The organism is Methylomonas subterranea (assembly GCF_024505185.1).
GTDB lineage: Bacteria > Pseudomonadota > Gammaproteobacteria > Methylococcales > Methylomonadaceae > Methylomonas > Methylomonas subterranea.
Map to the genome: position 1 here is coordinate 129,073 of NZ_JANIBJ010000005.1, position 18,638 is coordinate 147,710.

An 18,638-nucleotide genomic window follows, 5' to 3' on the forward strand; every position below is an offset into this window, starting at 1 on the left:
AACGCGCGAACAGGCTTATTCCGGCCTACTTTTTCTGGTTCCCACGGAGGGCTGTGGGAACGAATCGATGTAACGAGAGAGTGTGTTGATGAACATGTACGCGATTATTGGCTTGCTTTGGCTATCGGCATTGGCCGTGGCGCGCGCCGAGCCGGAGCCGGCCTTGCCGCAAGCGTTGGCGCTGTCGCCGCTGCGCGATCCGTTCAGCCCCAGCACGCTGATGTACGACAGCGCCAGCGCCGGCAACAATGCCGGCAATTACGGCTTTTTCCCGTCGCAGGCCGGCGGCAAGATACCGGAAATGAAATTGCGCGGACTGTTGAGCCAAAACGGCGAATTTCTCGCCCTGCTGGAAATCAAGGGCTTCGGTACCTTCATGGTGCGGGAGGGCGATGAATTTACCGTCGATCCGGCACAGCCGAAAAATGCCATCCGTATCGATAAAATCACCCGGCTGAGCGTGACGGTCGAAACCGGGATGTTGGGCTCGATCAGGGTGTTGCGGTAAGTGCTTGCGCCGCTCGGGCGCCATCGGCCGCATACGCTTCCAGCATCGCCGGCAGGAAGAATTCGCTGACCAATAACGGTTGATGATGAATGGCGTACAAAGTGCGCCGCCCCCAGACAGTTTGTTCCACCCGATAGCCGCTTTGTACCGCCGCCGACCAGCAATGGACCACCGCCGCGCTGAAATAGCGTTGCCGCAATTCTAAATCCGGGTAGGCGAAAATCACTTCCCCCAAGGGCCGGGTACCCAGATGGGACAAATTGCGGTGGGCGATGCGTATGGTGGGTTCCGGCAGTACGGTGCGGGCCAGTACCAAGGGTTTATCCCCCACATGCAGCAGCACCTCCCGAATCAGCTGGTAGCGGTGGTGCGGCACCCGCAATGCCTGGCATTCCTCGGCAAAGGCCGGCTTCCAATGGTGAAACAGCAGTTTTACCGCCAGCGTGTTGCCGTAAACGCCGCGCAGGCGTTTGGTCAAGGAGCCGGTTTCATTCAACCAGGGCAGCAATGGGGGCGGCGCTTGCACGGCCGCGCCGCGCAAGCGGGTTTTCCATTGCGGCGGCCGGCTGAATAAATAACTGATAGTGGACAATGGTGTGGAAAATAAGTGAGCTGACAGCAAGTGGGTAAATAATTTGCGCCTATTGTACCGATTGTTTTGTCATTGTTAATTATTCAGTCAAAACAGCATAAAACAAACATTGGCTGGATAAACGTAGCGCATCGGGCAATCATGCCGGATGCGCGGGGCTTATCCAGCCTTCGCTTCACAGGCGCTGCATTGTTTAAAAACACCGGCGACGACAGAGCCAAGACCTGTCATGAATCCCGCCGGGAAAGCGACAAGCCGCGGTAATCTCAAACCACCGCGACGTTTTTAGGAAGGTCACGAAGATGTGGGGTGGCAAAAATTCCCCTCCTCTTGGTCAAGGGAGGCTGTGGTAAAAGTCGAAATGTAGGTTGGGATGGCGCAGAGTAACCCAACAAAATCAGAATGATGGACTTCATTGCATTCAGTTCGGCCTACCTTTTGCGACAGCCTCCAAAGAGGTGGGATTAGCCGTGGCTCGCTGCATAATCCAATTGCCGGGAAGCCGTCTCTCGCCCTTTTCTACAAATCCAGTAAACGCTGCAACTTGCCGCGTTTTTTAAACCATTGGTCGAAAAATTTAAGATGCAGGTTGGCCAGAGCCCAGCCCACGCTGCCGAGTACCGCCAGTCCCAGCCATTTGCGCACGGTATCCAGGGGTTGCAAATATTTGGCCAAGGGTAGCAGAATCCCGAGCAAGGCTAACAGGATGGCGCTGGTGGTGGCGCCGACACCCAGGGTAATGGTGGCTTGATCGTGCCAATTTTGCGTTATCCAAAGCATCAGCACGCTTAATAAAAACAGCCCGCAGCCGATGGCGGCCAATTTCAATTCCGGTATCAGCTTCCACCATCTGAATACCATCAGCTTGGCCGCGTCCAGTTGTATTGCCAGGTCCGCGGCCTTGCGGTCGCCGTCCGCCGGGTTCAGACCCAGCACCGGAATGATGGGGCTGAACGGCCAATCCGGCAAGCCGGCGGCGTGTATATCGAAATCGGCCCAATTGCCGTTCAGGCCTGCTTGCCCATGCCGGACATCCAGTTCGCATAATTGCTGCTTGGTCATCAGGTAGCCGCTGGCCATCAGCGCATAGGCTTCCACTTCGGAAAAGCTGTCCAGATCGGTACGAATCTCCGCCAGTTTTCTCTGTTGGCTACGGTCGACGCCATAGTCCGTGCGGGGTGACTGCGCGAGCGGGTCGGTCTTGTTGTCGCAGCCTTCCCAATCGACCGGGTCGGCATGCAAGCCCTGTTTCAAATGGATGAAAAATAGACCCTGCAAGGCATCGTTTTCGGCCTTGGCCCGTAAATTCTGATACTGCGTTTCCCGCACTCTGTCCTGCAGGATGCTGTCGGAACGAAAGAACACGCTCAAGGCGCTTTTTTTCGGCGAGGTCTGGTCGTCCATCTGTCCGGAGGCATCGCTGCATAAAATCAAGTCGCAGCTTTCGTCCAGCAAGCCGGCCACGCCCTGGTTGTCGTGCACGCCGCCGTCCACCAGCCGGATGGTATGGTCGGGGTACAAATCGCGCAGTTCCAGCGGGTCGAATAGGGCCGGTACTCCGGCGGAAGCCGCCACCGCATAGCCGAGCGGGTAGTTTTTTAGCTCCGGCGTGGGAGCCTGCCGATAGTACAGGCGCCGGTAGCGCTGGTTCATATCTATGCCCTGGCCGGTCAAGCCCGGCGGTTCGCCCATGAAACTGGCGGTAAAGTGCCAGTTATGGCCGGAATTCAAGGATGTGGTGTTTAACAGCAAGGTCGGCACTTTTGCCTTGCGGCGCCAGTTGGCCTGTTGCGGATGAAAGGTTTCGTCGCGGAATTCGCTGTCGTCCAGCGGGTCGGCGCTGAGCGGGTGTATGCGCAAGCCATGCATGGGCCGCATTTCGGCTACCGCGCCGTCAGAGTCCGGATACGCTGCCACGGGTTGGTAGAAGTGGCTTTCGTATAATTCGCCCATGCGGTTGCTGCGGCCGTAACCGGATTTAATCAGCATTTTAAAATTGTCCGGCAGGCTGGCCAGCGCGCGCACCCGCAAATTTTCCGATACTCCGGCAAAAAATTGCGCCATCACTCCGCGCACCAATTCGATGTAATCCTCTCGGCCGATCTCGGCGTCGGTTTTGCTCATCAACAGTTTGCGCAAGGCCAGATAATAATGGGCGCCGACGATGCTGCCGCCGGATACCGTCGACAGCACCTCCACGCTGCGCAAGGCATCCACTTCCGCCAAACGCGCCAATACCCCGAGATGATACAGCGAGGCGCGAAAGCCGCCGCCGGATAGCGCCAAGCCGACCTTGCCGCGAAAACATTCGAGCGCGGCCGGCGTATCGGCGCCCAATAAGCGGCTTAAAGCCCGCCAGGGTGGTGCCCAATCCGCCTGGGTTTCGGCGCTGGCTGGCGGCACAAAGCCCCGCATGCGGGCAATCGCCACCAGTTGCCGGCTGGCGGTCTGGCGTTCCGATTCGTAGTGTTCGGCACTTTTGGCCTGTTCCAGCCACTGGCCGGCCTCATCCCACAAGCCCAAGCCGAATGCGGCTTCCGCCAGCGTGACTAAAAACCACCATTGGTGCAGGATGGACGAGTCCCGCTCGACGGCGTAATTGGGCAATTCGGCCAACAGCGTCCGGCGCAGCGCGTCGGCCCGCGCGCGCAAGGCTTGGCTTTCGGTATCGGCCAGCTGTTCCCTGGCCGCATTGGTGCTGGCTCTGTGGGCCAGCTTATCCAGCATAAAGGCGGCATTGACGCCGCAGTAACCCATGTCCTGCTTGGGGTTTGCTTCCCAGCCGCGTTGGTAAAAGTAATAGGCTGCCTGCAAATCCTCCAGGCGGCCGGAGCGATCGAATTTGCGCTTATAAATTGCGCCGGCCTGACCCAGTGTTTCCGGATCCTTGCAATCCGGATCGCGCAGGCCTATGCCTTCCAGTATTCGCAATGCTTCGGCGTGGCGTTGATCGGGGGATAGCCCGTCATCTTTGTAAGTATTCAAGGCCAGTTGCTGAGCGACTTTTACCGCCATGGCTTCGCTGCAGCCTTGATTCCGCAGCTTCTTCAGCAACTCGCGTGCCAAGGCATGTTCACCCGCGCCGTGCAGTCGTTTGCTCAGCGCCAGCGTGTCGGCCTCATCCAGCAGAGATTCCGTTAAACACTTGCCGCTGTGTTGTTTGAGCAATTCCCTGGCCTTGTCCAACAGCTGCCGCGACAGGCGGATGTCGCCTTGCAGGTAAAGTTGCCTTGACAACAGGGAACACTTGTCAACCACCGCCTCGGCCAAGCTGCCGCTTGGCGGAGCTTGCTCCATCAGTTCCCGGGCTTGAGCGATCAATTTTTTATAATTTTGCTTGGCCATGGCGGCCCTCCGCTACGTTGAGAAAATTTTGAATCGGGTGATGCCGTCATTTCAACGGCCATAATGCCGGCGCGCCGGCCAAGCGCTAGAACGCGACAGCTTGTTCAGGCAGCCGCGAACATCGCGATAGCGGAGCGGGCGGGCCTGTTTCCGAAAACCCCGTTAAGTTCGTCAACGGCATCGTACGGATTTGCGTTGAATGAATATGCATTTTCATTATTAGCCGCCGATAGGTGTCAGTAGATCCGGTCGGTTAGCCGGCGCCGGTCCGGGCATTGCCGGCCGTCGTTTCCGGCGCTTGTCGGGTTTGGCGTTCCCGGCGTTGAGCATCATCCTTGCCGGCCAGGGTGCCGCGCAGTTTCAACAGGTTTTGCAGGGCGCTGTACCAAAACGGCGCGCCGAGGCTGAGCAGAAATACCGACAGGACGATGCCCATGGGGCTGACCCGTTGCCAGTGTCGGCACCAGTCCTCGCTGCTGTTGATGACGTCGATAACGCCCAGTTTCTGCAGGGTATTGAGTTCGGTTTTGACGACATCGATGTTAAGCGCCGGCTGTTGGCCGGAGGCCGCTGGGGTTTGTTCCATTGCAAACGCCTTGCTGATCAGCGCGGCGCGCAATTGGTCGTCCATCGATAAGCGGTTGATGATGTCCAGGCTGTCCAGTTGTATCGCGGCCACCACGATAATCGAACAGGCCAAGCTGACGGCCCGGCTGCTGGCTGTAAAACGGCCGGATACCCTGTCTATGGTTTGATCGAACCAGCCGTTGATTTTACCCAGCAAGCGGCTGTTGGCTTGCGTCAGCAGGGCGATGCCATGGCGGACGTTGTCGGCCAGTTCCGGGTTGCTCAATTCCAGCCGCAAGGCGTGGCCGCGCACCCTGTCCGCCGTTTCCTTGGGGTTATCGATGCCGTTTTGCGCCAGCAAGCACAGCAAGAGTTGCTTTGCTTCGTCCGACAAGGGGTGCGCGTGATTTTGCGGTACTTCGTCGGCGGCGAAATCCATCAGCAGTTTGACGAACTCTTCCCTGTGCAGGGTATCGCCCAGGCGCTGGCCGACGCTGCTGATCATGGGGTGGGTCAGCACGGAGCGGGCAATTTCTTCGGCTATCCGGCGCTGCAGATTGGGGTCTATTTGTTGCAGCAAATCGCTCAAGCCGCGGGCCAGATTTTTACCGCGCAGGTTAACCAGTCCGGAAACGAACTGCGTCAACACCGTGACGGCCATGCTGGCAATCAGCATGATGACGCTCATGCCCAGTAGAATATCGAGGGTTTTCAACATGGAAGTCTCCTAAAAAAGGGGGGCAAGCCCTCGGTTACTGGCATAAGTTTCGGGTGTCCGGCCGGATCGCGCGTCCATGCCGATGCCAGCATTGCGGCCGGCTCCTTGTGAATAATTGAGCGCGGAGATTGAATTTCTGTTAACCGCTTAACAGATTATCCTGACCATGATAATAGTCAATTTTTGCCGAACAGTGGCTCGATAGCCCGCAAGGGTGTTGAGGCGTTGCCGGTTGCAACAGGGTAGGGAGGGTTTACGGTGTGCGATTACAGCGCTAAATGCTTTTGTATGTCTTGGCGCAGCATGGCCGGACTAGCCGACGGCGGGTAGCGTTTGATGACCTTGCCGTCGCGGCCGACCAAGAATTTGGTGAAATTCCATTTGATGGCTTGGGTGCCCAGCAGACCGGGCGCGGCGCTTTTCAAATATTGAAACAGGGGGTGGGTGTGATCGCCGTTGACATGCGTTTTTTCGAATAGCGGAAAGCTCACGCCATAATGGCTTGTGCAAAAGGCCGCAATTTCCCGGCTGTCGCCGGGTTCCTGTGCGCCGAATTGGTTGCAGGGAAACCCCAATACCGTGAAGCCTTGCGCCTTGAATTCCCGATACAGGCTTTCCAATCCCTGGTATTGCGGAGTAAAGCCGCAACGGCTGGCGGTATTGACGATCAGCAACAATTGGCCCTTGAAGGCTTCCAGGGAAATGTTTTCGCCGTCGATGGTATTGGCGTGAAAGGCGTGGATGCTGTCCATGGCCGGGCTTTACGCGGTTTGCGCGTGGTCGATGGGGGCGCGGAAAAAGTGCTTGAAATACGGCATGAAGCTGGCGGTAATCGGGATGGAGTAAAAGCAATAAATTGCCGCCGCTTCGCCGGTCGACACCCCCAACAGCCACTGCGGCATGAACAGGGTCATTAAGGCCATGAAGCCGTGATAGGAGGCGATTCTGCGGTTATCCTTCCAAACGAAACCGCTCAGGGCCAACGCAAACAGCGAGCCGTGGGTCACCAAAGTGCCGAAGGCGGCGGGGATGGCGTAGCCGATATGGTAAATGCCCATATATAAACAGGCTACCATGTTGCCTATGAAATTGGGTTGCAGGCCGAACAATTGCCATTCCTTGGGCAGAAAGGTGCAAAGCAGAAAAAACGAACTCAGGCCGATGCCGGTAAGGGTGGCTTTTTTCAGGGCTGTTTTATCGCTGGAATAGGTGGCGAGTGCCGGCATGATGGCAAAGGCCTGCAGGGCGATATGGTAGGTCGAGAGCTGGCTGAGGAACAGATTGCTGCCGTAGCCGCACTGGTCGGCCACCGGGTAGGCGAAATATTGAATCAGCTCCATCAATGAAAAATGAAAAATGGCATAGGCGCGCGCGGCGCGCACCCAAAATGCTTCGTCCTTGTCCAGAAATGTCACGCTGGAGGCAGCTAGGCCGATGATACCGAGTCCCAAGGACATATTTGCACTAAAACACATGGCTTATCCGCATGGCTGATGGCGGCACTAAAATAAATCCCGCATGGGAAGCGCGCGGCCGGGTTGAATGAAATTGCCAAAAGCCGCGGTAAAGTTTGCGTCAACGGCTTATGGGTCGGGAGATTCTAACAAACTATCGGCGGATTTCGCGCAAAACGTGCCGGAACGTAGGGTATTTCCGGGCCGCTACAAGCGATTCAGGCGTTGTTGCATGTCCCGCAATTCAAATACTCCGACCTTTTGCAACACGATGCGGCCCTCCCTGTCGATTAGAAACGTGGTGGGGGTCAATTGCACGTTGCCGAACTGTTGCGCCAGCGCGCCGCCGGGATCCAGCGCGACCGCGTAGGGTAGCTGTTTGGATTCCGCCATGGCCACAACGTGATTGGGCGGGTCGTAACTCATGGCGACCGCGATGATGTTCAGCCCTTGCGCGCTATATTGCCCGTGCAATTCGATCAAATGCGGGATTTCCTCGATACAGCCGGGGCAATCGGTGGCCCAGAAGGTCACCAGGACCGGTTTGCCCCGCAAATCGGCCGGTGTGATGTTCTGGCCCTTGATGGTTTTAAAACTTACCGGCGGCGCCGCGCGCACGGTTTGGGTTTGCCAAAACCAGACGCTCGCCGCCAGCAGGGCGGTCAGGCCAAGGATGACTATGTTTCGTTTGAGTTTCATGGGTTTTGCAAAATGGCGGAAATGCCGTGAAGCCGATTACGGTGCTATCCGTAATACTGTTAAAATGAACATCTTATCCAATATTCCCGAATCGTGACGATGAAAAAGATACTGATCGCCGACAAACTGGCGGATGACGGCATTAATTTTTTGAATGAGCAGGACGGCATTCAAATCCATATTCAGACCGGCTTGAGCGAAGCCGAATTGTGCGAAATCATCCCCGCCTACGACGCCTTGTTGATCCGCAGCGATACCCAGGTCACGGCCCGGGTATTGAAGGCGGCGAAAAAATTGAAGGTGGTCGGCAGGGCCGGTATCGGCGTCGACAATGTCGACCTGGCCGTCGCCAACGAGCAGGGCATCATCGTCATGAATACTCCGGATGCCAACGCTACCACCACCGCCGAATTGGCCATCGCCCACATGTTTTCCTTGAGCCGCAATCTGCCGATTGCCAATCAGTCGGTGCGCGACGGCAAGTGGGAGCGGTCCAGGCTGGTCGGCGCCGAAATCAGCCATAAAACCCTGGCGATTTTAGGCTTCGGCACCATAGGCCGCATCGTGGCGCAACGCGGCAACGGTTTAGGCATGCGGGTGATTGCCTGCGACCCCTTCGTGGCACCGGAAATCTTCGAACAATGCGGCGCGGAAATGGTCGATCTGGAGACCCTGGTCAAACAGGCCGATTATTTGACCCTGCATTGTCCGCTATTGGAAAAAACCCGCAATGTGATCGGTCGCGAGCAACTGGCCATGATGAAAAAATCCGCCCGCCTGATCAACTGCGCCCGCGGCGGCTTGGTGGACGAGGCGGCGCTGTACGATGCCTTGAAGGAAGGCCGGATTGCCGGCGCGGCGTTGGATGTCTACGAACAGGAACCGCCCAGGGATTCGCCCTTGTTGAGCTTGGACAATGTGGTGTTCACGCCGCATTTGGGCGCATCGACCAAGGAGGCGCAGGTGGCGGTCAGCGTGGAAATTGCCCGTCAGGTAGTGAAATATCTGCAAACCGGCGAAGCCGTCAACGCCTTGAATTTGCCCCGCCTGTCGGCGGAAGAATTGAAGCAGGCCCAACCGTTCATGAATCTGGCCCGTATTCTGGGTAAGGTCTTGCTGGGTTTGCTCGATCAGCCCATGCAAAAACTGGAAGTGGCGGTCTACGGTAAGGCCGCGCTGGGCAAGATCAGGCCAATTTCCGCCGAAGCCATGGTGGGTTTGCTGGCGGGGCAGTTCGATACGCCGGTCAACCGGGTCAACGTGGAGAATATCGCCAAGCGGCAGGGTATCACCCTGGTCGAGTCGCAAACCGAAGCGGCCGAGGGTTATCAGTCGCTGATCGGCATCACCGGGTACTGCGTGGATAAAAGCGTGTCGCTGGCCGGTACCTTGTTGGGCGACCATCATCCGCGCCTGGTCAGCATCAATCATTTCGAAATCGAGGTGGTGCCGGAAGGCGCCTTGCTGGTGACTCGTCACGACGACAAGCCCGGCGTGATCGCGGCCATCAGTTCAATATTGGGTATGTCGAATATCAATATCACCCGCATGCAGGTCAGCGTGGCGGACGAGCACCAATTGGCCATGATGGTGATCAGCGTCTCCGATCCCTTGAACGAACAGGTGCTGAAAGCGGTTTGCGATGTACCGGCGGTTCACTCGGCCCGGCAGATCGTGTTATGAGTTTCGATGTCATCTGCTTCGATTGCGACAGCACCCTGAGCCGGATTGAAGGTATAGACGAACTGGCCAGGCGGCGGGGTCTGTTCGAGCAAGTGGCGGCGTTGACCGATGCGGCAATGAATGGCGAGCTGTCTTTGGAATCCGTCTATGGCAATCGCCTGGAATTGATCAAACCCGACCGGGCGGCGATAGACTGGCTGGCGGATTTGTATATCGCCGAAATGGTGGAAGGCGCGGCGGAAACCGTCGAGACCTTGCGGGAGAACGGCAAGCTGATCCACATCATCAGCGGCGGCTTGCGCCAGTCGATTCTGCCGCTGGCGGATTTGCTTGGTATTCCCGAACAGCACGTGCATGCGGTGGATGTGATATTCGACGAGCAGGGCCAATACCGGGATTTTGCCCGGCATTCACCCTTGGCGGTCAGTGGCGGCAAGGCGCGGATTTGTCGGCGATTGCGCATGCATCATTCGTCCCTGGCGATGGTGGGCGACGGCAAAACCGATTTGGAAGCCAAATTGGCCGGCGCGTATATGATAGGTTTCGGCGGCGTGGTCGAGCGGTCGCTGGTGCGGGAACAGGCCGATATTTATCTGTTGGATAGTTCCCTGGCGGCAATATTGCCGCATGTACTGTAGGCGGGCTCGATAAGCGGGTGCGACAGTGATAGAATTCACAAATTTGTAAAAAGTTTTAGAGAGAGAAGATGGCAGGGCATAGTAAATGGGCGAATATCAAGCATCGTAAAGGCGCGCAGGACGCCAAGCGCGGCAAGATTTTTACCAAATTGATACGGGAAATCACCGTGGCGGCCAAAGGCTCCGGCGGCGGCGATCCCACCAACAACCCCAGCCTGCGTACCGCGATCGACAAGGCCTTGGGCGCCAATATGAAGCGCGATACCATCGACAACACCATCAAAAAAGCCATCGGCGCCCTGGATGGCGTCAATTATGAAGAGGTGCGTTACGAAGGCTACGGTCCGGGCGGAACCGCCGTGATGGTGAATTGCCTGACCGATAACCGTAACCGTACCGTGGCGGATGTGCGGCATGCTTTTTCCAAGCATGGCGGCAACCTGGGCACCGACGGTTCGGTGGCCTATTTGTTTCGCAAGGTGGGCATCCTGGCTTTTAACAATCAGGTTGACGAAGACTCCGTGATGGAAGCGGCGCTGGAAGCCGGCGCCGAGGATATTGTGGTTAACGATGACGGGTCCGTCGATGTGTTCACCACCCCCGAAGAATACATGAATGTGAAAGAGGCTCTGGCGGCGGCGGGTTTCGAACCGGAAAACGCCGAAATCACCATGCATGCCGACACCAAAACCGAATTGGACGCCGAAGCGGCGGAAAAAATGCTGAAGTTGATAGACCGGCTGGAAGATTTGGACGACGTGCAGGACGTCTATTCCAATGCCGATATCAGCGACGACATCATGAATGCCATGGATAATGGTTGATACCACAGTTACCGAAAAGCCGTCGGCACTACATTGAGCAGAATTCTTGGGATAGATCCCGGTTCGCGCGTTACCGGTTACGGCGTGGTGGAGATCACCCCGCGCGGGGTTCGCTACGTTGCCAGCGGCTGCATCAGGACACAGGCGGAAGAATTTCCGCTCCGGCTCAAGCAGATTTTCGATGGCGTCACTCAAATCATCGCGCTTTACCAGCCTGGGCAAATGGCCATCGAGCAAGTCTTCATGCATAAAAACGCCGACTCGGCGCTCAAATTGGGACAGGCGCGCGGCGCGGCTATTTGCGCGAGTCTGAACCGCGATTTGCCGGTGTTCGAATATGCGGCCCGCCAAGTCAAGCAAGCCTTGGTCGGCAAGGGCAATGCCGAAAAACATCAGGTTCAGCACATGGTAAAAATTTTGCTGGGCATTCAGGGTGAAATGCAGATAGATGCCAGCGACGCCTTGGCGATCGGTTTGTGCCACCATCATTACCAACAAACGGCCCGGCGCATCGAAAAGGCGGTATCGTGATCGGTTTTTTACGCGGCAAATTGATCCAGAAAACCCCGCCGCAACTGGTGTTGGACGTGCAAGGCGTGGGTTACGAAGTGGAGGCGCCGATGACGACCTTCTACGATCTGCCGGCCTTGGGCCAGGAAGTCAAACTGTATACCCATCTGGTGGTGCGCGAGGATGCGCATATCCTGTTCGGCTTCGGCAGCGAAACCGAGCGCCTGTTGTTCAGGGTGCTGATCAAAGTCAACGGCGTCGGCCCCAAGCTGGCGCTGACCATTCTGTCCGGCCAGAGCGTGGCGGAGTTTTACCGTTGCGTGGACGATAACGATGTCAAGGCCTTGGTGCGGCTGCCGGGCGTGGGGCAAAAAACCGCCGAGCGCCTGATCATAGAAATGCGCGGACGTTTGCCGGCCTTGAGCGATGCCGGCCAGGAAGCCGGGCTGGCGCAAACGCCGATAACCGTGCTGAATACCCCCAGTCAGGAAGCCGTTACCGCACTGTGCGCATTGGGGTACAAGCCGCAGGATGCCGCCAGAATGGTGCGGGCCATCGCCGCGGAGGATAAATCCTGCGAGGATATTATTCGGCTGGCCTTGCGGGGTACCATTAAATGATAGAAAGCGACCGTTTGATCACCGCGCAGGCCGGTAACGACGAAGAGCGGCAGGATAGGGCGATTCGGCCCAAGCGCTTGAAGGACTACGTCGGGCAAAAAGAACTGTGCCAGCAAATGGAAATCTTCATCCAGGCGGCCGTGACCCGCGCCGAGGCTCTGGACCACGTACTGATCTTCGGTCCGCCGGGCTTGGGTAAAACCACCCTGGCCAATATCGTCGCCGCCGAGATGAACGTCAACATCCGCCAGACCTCGGGGCCGGTGCTGGACAAGGCCGGCGATCTGGCCGCGCTGCTGACCAATCTGCAAGCCCACGACGTCTTGTTTATAGACGAAATCCATAGGCTCAGTCCGGCGGTGGAGGAAGTGCTATATCCGGCTATGGAAGACTATCAGATTGATATTATAATAGGCGAAGGCCCCGCCGCCCGGTCGATCAAGCTGGATTTGCCGCCTTTTACCCTGGTTGGAGCCACTACCCGGGCCGGTCTGCTGACTTCGCCGTTGCGCGACCGCTTCGGCATCGTGCAGCGACTGGAGTTTTACAGCATCCAGGAATTGGCCAGCATCGTTACCCGTTCGGCGGCCATGCTGGGCATAGCCATGGATAGCGGCGGCAGCGATGAAATCGCCTGCCGCTCCAGGGGTACTCCGCGGATTGCCAACCGCCTGTTGCGGCGGGTGCGCGATTTCGCCGAAGTGAAGGGTAACGGCGCAATTAACCGGGAAATTGCCCGGCAGGCCCTGGAAATGCTGAAAATCGACCGGCACGGTTTCGATATGCTGGACCGCAAGCTGCTGATGGCCATGATAGAGCATTTTCAGGGCGGTCCGGTCGGTTTGGATACCTTGGCGGCGGCCATCAGCGAAGAACGCGGCACCGTCGAAGATGTGCTGGAGCCTTATTTGCTGCAGCAGGGTTTTATAATGCGCACCCCGCGCGGGCGGGTAGTGACGCACAAGGCTTACAGTCATTTCGGTCTGCAAGCGCCCAAGCAACAACCCGGGACCGATGACCTTTTTGACATTAATGATTCGTTAAGAGACGAATGAAAGACTTCAGCTGGCCCGTCAGGGTTTATTATGAAGACACCGATGCGGGCGGCGTGGTGTTTTATGCCAATTACCTGAAGTTTTTCGAACGGGCCAGAACGGAGATGCTGCGCAGCTGCGGTTTCGAACAAGACCGCTTGATGGCCCTGGACAAGCTGATTTTTGTGGTGCGTTCGGTCAGCATAGATTATTTGAAGCCCGCCCGTTTTAACGAACAAATTCTGGTCGGCGCCAAGATCATTGAAATTAAAAAAACCAGCCTTATCTTTGAGCAAACCATTACCCGCCAGCAGGATGTGTTATGCAACGGCAAAGTCCGCATAGCCTGTCTCGACGCGCAAAGCATGAAACCCACACCTATCCCTATTGCCATTTTGGAACAAATAACCTAGATGAATACCGATTTATCCATTTTACATCTGGTCAAAGAGGCCAGTTTTGTCGTTCAGTTTGTGATGTTCATTCTGCTTTCGGCCTCGGTAGCGTCATGGACATTTATCTTTACCAAGCGTAAGGAACTCAGTCAGGCGATATCGATTACCGAAGATTTCGAGGACGAATTCTGGTCCGGCGTCGGCTTGGCCGAATTGTACAAAAAAATGGCCAGTGACCGCTTTGATCCGGAAGGCATCGAAAAAATTTTCCTGGCCGGATATCGCGAATTCGCCCGCATGCGGCAAAAAGGCGACGTCGAACCGGCGGTACAGGTCGAGAGCGCCCAGCGCGCCATGCGCATCGAATTGTCCCGGGAGTTGGAGCGTCTGGATGAAACCTTGCCGTTTTTGGCCACCGTGGGTTCCACCAGTCCCTATATCGGCTTGTTCGGTACCGTCTGGGGCATCATGAACTCCTTTCGGGCCTTGGGCGAAATCAAAAACGCCACGTTGGCCAATGTGGCGCCGGGAATCTCGGAAGCCTTGATTGCCACGGCGATCGGTTTGTTTGCCGCCATTCCGGCGGTGATCGCCTACAACCGCTTTTCCACCCGGCTGGACAGACTGGCCGGCCGCTATGAATTGTTCATCGACGAATTCGTGGTTCTTTTGCAAAGACAGGCGCACAGCAAATGAATGTAGGCGGGTCTAACCGCAGATCGCGGAAAAAACGCGGGCCGATGGCTGAAATCAACGTCGTTCCCTATATCGACGTCACCTTCGTCCTGCTGATGATATTCATGATTACCGCGCCGCTGGTGCAAACCGGTGTGGATGTCGATTTGCCAGAGGCGGAGGCCGAATCGGTGGATTTACAGGATCAGACGCCGGTGATTGTCTCGATCAAGAAAGACGGCAGTTATTACGTGGACATCGGTAACGGCGACGAAGACGCCGATACGCCGGTCGATGTCGAGGTCGTGAAGAATCGGGTAGCCACGGTGTTCAGAAATAATCCGAAGGCGCAATTGTATGTCAGGGGTGATCACGAAGTGGATTACGGCAGCATCGTTAAAGTGATGGTCGAGTTGAAAAAAACCGGCGCTCCCAAGGTGGGGCTGATGACCGCGCCACCGCCAGAGAATTGATATCAATACAGACATGCGGAAATTTGGTACTTCAATTGCCCTCGCATTGGCATTGCATATTGTTATTTTGTTGTTGTTTGGCTTGAGTTTTTCCTCCGATCCCGAGCTGGCCAAGGCTGGAGCCGCGCCCGAAATCATAGAGGCAACCATTCTGGATGGTTCCGAAATTATGGCCGAGGCGGACAGGCTGCAACGGGCCGAAACCGAGCAAAAGCAGGCGGAAAAACGCCACCAGGAACACCAGGAACAACTGGAGCAAGCTCAAAAAGTCGAGCAGCAATTAAGGGAGCAGGCAAGAAAACAAAAATTGCTGGATGAGAAAAAAGCGCTGGAATTGGCCGAAAAGCAAAAACAGCAAGCCTTGGAAGAGCAAAAAAAGCGTGAGCAGCAGGAAGCGAATCGTAAGGAAGAACAACGTAAACAGGAGCAGCAGCTTAAGCAACAGGAAGCGGCCAGGGAAAAGCGCTTGCAGGAAGAACAGAAAGCCCGGCAGGCGGCCGAGCAGCAAAAACAGCTCGAAGCGGCTAGATTGATTCAAGAGAAAAAACAGCAGGAACAAAAAGCCCTGGAACAACAAAAGTTGCGGGAACAAAAGGCCGCCGAAGAAAAGCGGATAGCCGAAACCAAGGCGAAGGCAGAACAGGAAAAACTGGCGGCTGTGCAAAAAGCCAAGGCAGAAGCTGAAAAAGCCCAAAAGCAAGCTGAAACCGAGGCCAAGCTGCAAGCGGAAAAAGAAAAGCTGTTGGCGGCGCAACGAGCCGAAAAAATCAAAAGGGAAGCCGCGGAGAAATTGGAGACGGAGCGGGCCGAGGCCGCCGCCAAGCTGAAAGCCGAAAAAGACAAGCAGGAGGCCGCCGCCAAGGCGGCACAGGCAAAACAGGCTGCCGAAGCCAGCGCCAAGGCGGAAAGGGAAAAGCAACTGGCCACGGAAAGAGCCGAAAAAGACAGGCAGGCCGCCGCGGCCAAGGCCAAGGCAGAGCAGGAAAAACAAGCCGCCGAAGCCAAGGCCAAAGCCGATAGGGAAAAACAGTTGGCGGCGGAAAAAGCCGAAAAGGAGCGGCAAGCCAGATTGGCCGCCGAAAAGGCTGAAAAAGAGCGTCAAGCCGCGGCGGAAGCCAAGGCCAAGGCGGATGCGGAGGCTAAAGCCAAGGCGGAAGCCGATGCCAGGGCAAAAGCCGAAAAAGAACGCTTGGCCGCCGAAGCAGCCGCCAAGGCCAAGGCCGAACAGGAAAGGCAAGCCGCCGAAGCCGCGGCCGCCGCTGCCCGGGCGGAACAGGAAAGGCAGGCCGCGGCGGCGGCTTCGGCAAAAGCTGAAGCTGATAAACAAGCCAGTCTCGAGGCGCAACTTGCCATAAAACGTAAGGTTGACGCGGCTTGGCAGCGGCCGATGGATGCGACGCAGGGTTTGAAATGTACAATTCAGGTAAAATTGCTTTCCAGTGGAGAAGTGATGGACGCGGTGGTGGTCAGCAGCAGCGGAGATCCGGTCTTCGACCGTTCGGCGGAAAATGCGGTCAGAAAAGCATCGCCTTTACCGGTGCCGCAAGACAGGGTACTGTTCGACAAGCAATTTAGAGTTTTTTCTTTTGTATTTAAACCGGAATAATCAACACGGATTCCCAAACATGAGTTTATTAACCAGAATTATCTGCTGCGGTTTGTTTGCCGCCGTGCTATCGGTGGCTCAAGCGGAAGGCTTGACGATTGAAATCACCAAGGGCTCGCAAACCGCAGTGCCCATAGCCATCGTGCCTTTCGGCCAGCAAGGCTCCATCGGCAATGTCAAGCTGTCCGATGTAATCAGCTCGGACCTGGGCGGTAGCGGTTTTTTCAAGGCCTTGGCCGAAGACGATATGTTGACCAAGCCGAGCGAACCCGAGAAAGTGAATTTTAGGGATTGGCAGGCTTTGGGGCAGGATTATGTGGTCATCGGCCAAGTCTTGGGTAACGGCGGCAGCTTCAATATCCAGTTTCATTTATTCAACGTGCATAACGGCCAATTGCTGATGGGCTACAAGCTGACGGTGGGCGGCAACGAATTGCGCCGCGCGGCACACCATATCAGCGATTTGATCTACGAAAAACTGACCGGCCGCAAGGGTGCCTTCAACACCCGCATCGCCTATGTCACCAGTGCCGCCAGGGGCAATGGCAGACAATACATGCTGCAGGTGGCCGATGCGGACGGTTACAATCCCCGGACCATTGCCGAGTCGCCGGAACCCATCATGGCGCCGGCCTGGTCGCCCGACGGCTCGAAAATCGCCTACGTGTCCTTTCATACCAAGCGTTCCGAGATTTTCGTGCAGACGCTAGCTACCGGCCAACGGCAGAGCGTGTCGTCTTATCCGGGCATTAACGGAGCGCCGGCATTTTCGCCGGATGGCAGCCGCTTGGCCATTACCTTGTCCAAGGACGGTAGCCCGGATGTCTATGTGTTGAATTTGGCAAACCGGAGTCTGACCCGCCTGACTTCCGGCCTGTCCATCGATACCGAACCGACTTGGTCGCCGGACGGCAGCACCATCGTGTTCACCTCGGATCAGGGTGGCAAACCGCAGTTGTATGCCATCCCCAGTAGCGGCGGCAGGGCGACGCGCCTGACTTTTCAGGGCGATTACAATGCCAGGGGACGTTTTTCGGCCGATGGCAGAAGCTTGGCCATGGTTAACGGCAACGGCGGCAGATACCGGATTGCGGTAATGGATATGGCGTCCCGTACCGTCAACGTGTTGAGCGAAGGCAATTTGGATGAATCGCCCAGCTTTGCGCCCAACGGCAGCATGATATTGTTTGCGGCGAATAAGGGCGGCAGATCGGTTTTGTCGGTGGTTTCCACCGATGGCGCCATGCAACAAAAGCTGGACTTTCAAAGCGGCGGCGTGCGCGAACCCGCCTGGGCGCCTTGATGATTGATGATTTTTTGTTTGACTTTAAATTTTTGGAGAGAATGTATGAAATTTAAGAAAGCCTATCTGGTTTTGGCGATGACGGCTGTGCTGGCGACCGGTTGCAGTTCCACCGATGAGCAGGACGAAAGTTTGACGGAAGGACAAGGTACCGATGCCTCGACCAGCGGTTACAGTGATGGCTCGATGTCCGGAAGCCAGTTCGGTTCGGGCAATGGCTATAATTCCGGTGCGGGTTACGGCTCCGGTTCGGGCGCGAATCTGGGTCCCGAGTTCAGCGATCCGAATAACCCGCTGTCGAAACAAGTCATATACTTCGAACTGGACAGCAGTCAGGTCAAGCAGGAATACGTGCCTATCGTGGCCGCGCATGCGCAATATTTGGCCTCCCATCCCAATCAGCATGTGATTTTATCCGGTCATGCCGATGAACGGGGCTCCAGCGAATACAACATCGCCTTGGGCGAACAACGCGCCAAGTCCGTGGAAAGAATGATGCGTTCGCAAGGCGTTAGCGGCAGCCAATTGGAAGTGGTCAGCTATGGCGAAGAAAAACCGGCCGTTTCCGGTAGCGGCGAGTCGGCTTGGTCAATGAACCGTCGGGTTGAAGTAGGCTATCAATGAGAAAAGCCGCACTTTTAATGCTGGGGGCCGGTTTGGGTGTCGTCACTCAAGCGGGCGCCGTGCCCGTCAATAATTCCGGCTATCAGGGAAATGTCGCCTATGGAGCACCCGCGGCGGGTGCCGATAGCGCCATTTTTGAAGTGCTGGGAAGACTGGAGCAGTTGCAATTGGAAGTGCAGCAACTCAGAGGCATGGTGGAAGAGCAGGCTCAAACCATCGCCGATTTGGAGCGTAAGCAAGGCAACATGTATTCGGATCTGGACGACAGGATACAGTTGTTGAGCGCGCCGGCCCAGCCGGCCGCAACGACGGCAACCGCGGCCGATCCCGGGCAGGCTGCCGCGCCGGCTCCGGCCGCCGTGGTCGAGCC

General features: G+C 56.6%; 20 protein-coding genes. 14 read left to right on the plus strand and 6 right to left on the minus strand.

The features are described 5' to 3' along the window. Window positions 1-88 precede the first annotated feature (88 nt). Entirely contained in the window at window positions 89-508 is a 420-nt protein-coding gene (locus tag NP590_RS04275; RefSeq protein WP_256601001.1) for a hypothetical protein, read from the plus strand. Here NP590_RS04275 and NP590_RS04280 read toward each other — a convergent pair. The 6 genes from NP590_RS04280 to NP590_RS04305 form a co-directional block, all read right to left on the minus strand. Continuing rightward, complete coding sequence (locus NP590_RS04280) at window positions 492-1,100, minus strand: chorismate--pyruvate lyase family protein (protein WP_256601002.1); 609 nt, start codon at window positions 1,098-1,100, stop codon at window positions 492-494. The genes NP590_RS04275 and NP590_RS04280 overlap by 17 nt on opposite strands. Window positions 1,101-1,619: 519 nt before the next feature. Continuing rightward, window positions 1,620-4,445: a tetratricopeptide repeat-containing protein gene (locus tag NP590_RS04285; protein WP_256601003.1), complete on the minus strand. Its 2,826-nt coding sequence runs from the start codon at window positions 4,443-4,445 to the stop codon at window positions 1,620-1,622. Between the two features lie 253 nt (window positions 4,446-4,698). After that, a complete protein-coding gene (locus tag NP590_RS04290) occupies window positions 4,699-5,730 on the minus strand; it encodes a hypothetical protein (protein ID WP_256601004.1) in 1,032 nt (343 codons plus the stop codon). A gap of 266 nt (window positions 5,731-5,996) precedes the next feature. Then, window positions 5,997-6,482 carry a glutathione peroxidase gene (locus tag NP590_RS04295; RefSeq protein ID WP_256601005.1) on the minus strand — a complete coding sequence of 162 codons (486 nt, stop codon included), beginning with the start codon at window positions 6,480-6,482 and terminating at the stop codon, window positions 5,997-5,999. Between the two features lie 9 nt (window positions 6,483-6,491). Further along, on the minus strand, window positions 6,492-7,205 hold the full coding sequence (locus NP590_RS04300; protein ID WP_256601006.1) for a DUF5765 domain-containing protein: 714 nt from the start codon (window positions 7,203-7,205) through the stop codon (window positions 6,492-6,494). Between the two features lie 186 nt (window positions 7,206-7,391). Continuing rightward, window positions 7,392-7,883: a TlpA disulfide reductase family protein gene (locus NP590_RS04305; protein ID WP_256601007.1), complete on the minus strand. Its 492-nt coding sequence runs from the start codon at window positions 7,881-7,883 to the stop codon at window positions 7,392-7,394. A 99-nt stretch (window positions 7,884-7,982) separates the two neighbouring features. Between NP590_RS04305 and serA the strand changes: the two genes are divergently transcribed. From serA to NP590_RS04370, 13 genes are all read left to right on the plus strand, one after another. After that, entirely contained in the window at window positions 7,983-9,566 is a 1,584-nt protein-coding gene (gene serA / locus NP590_RS04310; RefSeq protein ID WP_256601008.1) for a phosphoglycerate dehydrogenase, read from the plus strand. Then, window positions 9,563-10,204, plus strand: coding sequence for an HAD-IB family phosphatase (locus NP590_RS04315; RefSeq protein WP_256601009.1), 642 nt, complete (start codon window positions 9,563-9,565; stop codon window positions 10,202-10,204). Before serA ends, NP590_RS04315 begins: the two co-directional genes overlap by 4 nt. Window positions 10,205-10,272: 68 nt before the next feature. Beyond that, entirely contained in the window at window positions 10,273-11,028 is a 756-nt protein-coding gene (locus tag NP590_RS04320; RefSeq protein ID WP_256601010.1) for a YebC/PmpR family DNA-binding transcriptional regulator, read from the plus strand. 33 nt (window positions 11,029-11,061) lie between these two features. Next, a complete protein-coding gene (gene ruvC / locus NP590_RS04325; protein ID WP_256601011.1) occupies window positions 11,062-11,559 on the plus strand; it encodes a crossover junction endodeoxyribonuclease RuvC in 498 nt (165 codons plus the stop codon). Continuing rightward, window positions 11,556-12,158, plus strand: coding sequence for a Holliday junction branch migration protein RuvA (ruvA, locus tag NP590_RS04330; RefSeq protein WP_256601012.1), 603 nt, complete (start codon window positions 11,556-11,558; stop codon window positions 12,156-12,158). Before ruvC ends, ruvA begins: the two co-directional genes overlap by 4 nt. Then, window positions 12,155-13,213, plus strand: coding sequence for a Holliday junction branch migration DNA helicase RuvB (ruvB, locus tag NP590_RS04335; RefSeq protein ID WP_305888600.1), 1,059 nt, complete (start codon window positions 12,155-12,157; stop codon window positions 13,211-13,213). The genes ruvA and ruvB overlap by 4 nt, the downstream gene beginning before the upstream one ends. Then, on the plus strand, window positions 13,210-13,605 hold the full coding sequence (gene ybgC, locus NP590_RS04340; protein WP_256601013.1) for a tol-pal system-associated acyl-CoA thioesterase: 396 nt from the start codon (window positions 13,210-13,212) through the stop codon (window positions 13,603-13,605). The genes ruvB and ybgC overlap by 4 nt, the downstream gene beginning before the upstream one ends. Continuing rightward, window positions 13,606-14,283, plus strand: a complete 678-nt coding sequence (tolQ, locus tag NP590_RS04345; protein WP_256601014.1) for a protein TolQ — start codon at window positions 13,606-13,608, stop codon at window positions 14,281-14,283. It abuts the gene before it with no gap. 44 nt (window positions 14,284-14,327) lie between these two features. Next, window positions 14,328-14,735 (plus strand): protein TolR, encoded by a 408-nt coding sequence (gene tolR / locus NP590_RS04350; RefSeq protein ID WP_371927237.1) that lies wholly within the window; start codon window positions 14,328-14,330, stop codon window positions 14,733-14,735. A 52-nt stretch (window positions 14,736-14,787) separates the two neighbouring features. Continuing rightward, window positions 14,788-16,341 (plus strand): cell envelope integrity protein TolA, encoded by a 1,554-nt coding sequence (gene tolA, locus NP590_RS04355; protein WP_256601016.1) that lies wholly within the window; start codon window positions 14,788-14,790, stop codon window positions 16,339-16,341. 19 nt (window positions 16,342-16,360) lie between these two features. Beyond that, the gene (tolB, locus tag NP590_RS04360; protein ID WP_256601017.1) at window positions 16,361-17,644 is read left to right on the plus strand and encodes a Tol-Pal system beta propeller repeat protein TolB; all 1,284 of its coding nucleotides are present in this window, start codon (window positions 16,361-16,363) and stop codon (window positions 17,642-17,644) included. A gap of 45 nt (window positions 17,645-17,689) precedes the next feature. Then, on the plus strand, window positions 17,690-18,268 hold the full coding sequence (pal, locus tag NP590_RS04365) for a peptidoglycan-associated lipoprotein Pal (protein ID WP_256601018.1): 579 nt from the start codon (window positions 17,690-17,692) through the stop codon (window positions 18,266-18,268). Beyond that, the coding region (locus NP590_RS04370; RefSeq protein ID WP_305888601.1) for a YbgF trimerization domain-containing protein at window positions 18,265-18,638 on the plus strand (374 nt) is incomplete at its 3' end. The genes pal and NP590_RS04370, both read left to right, overlap by 4 nt.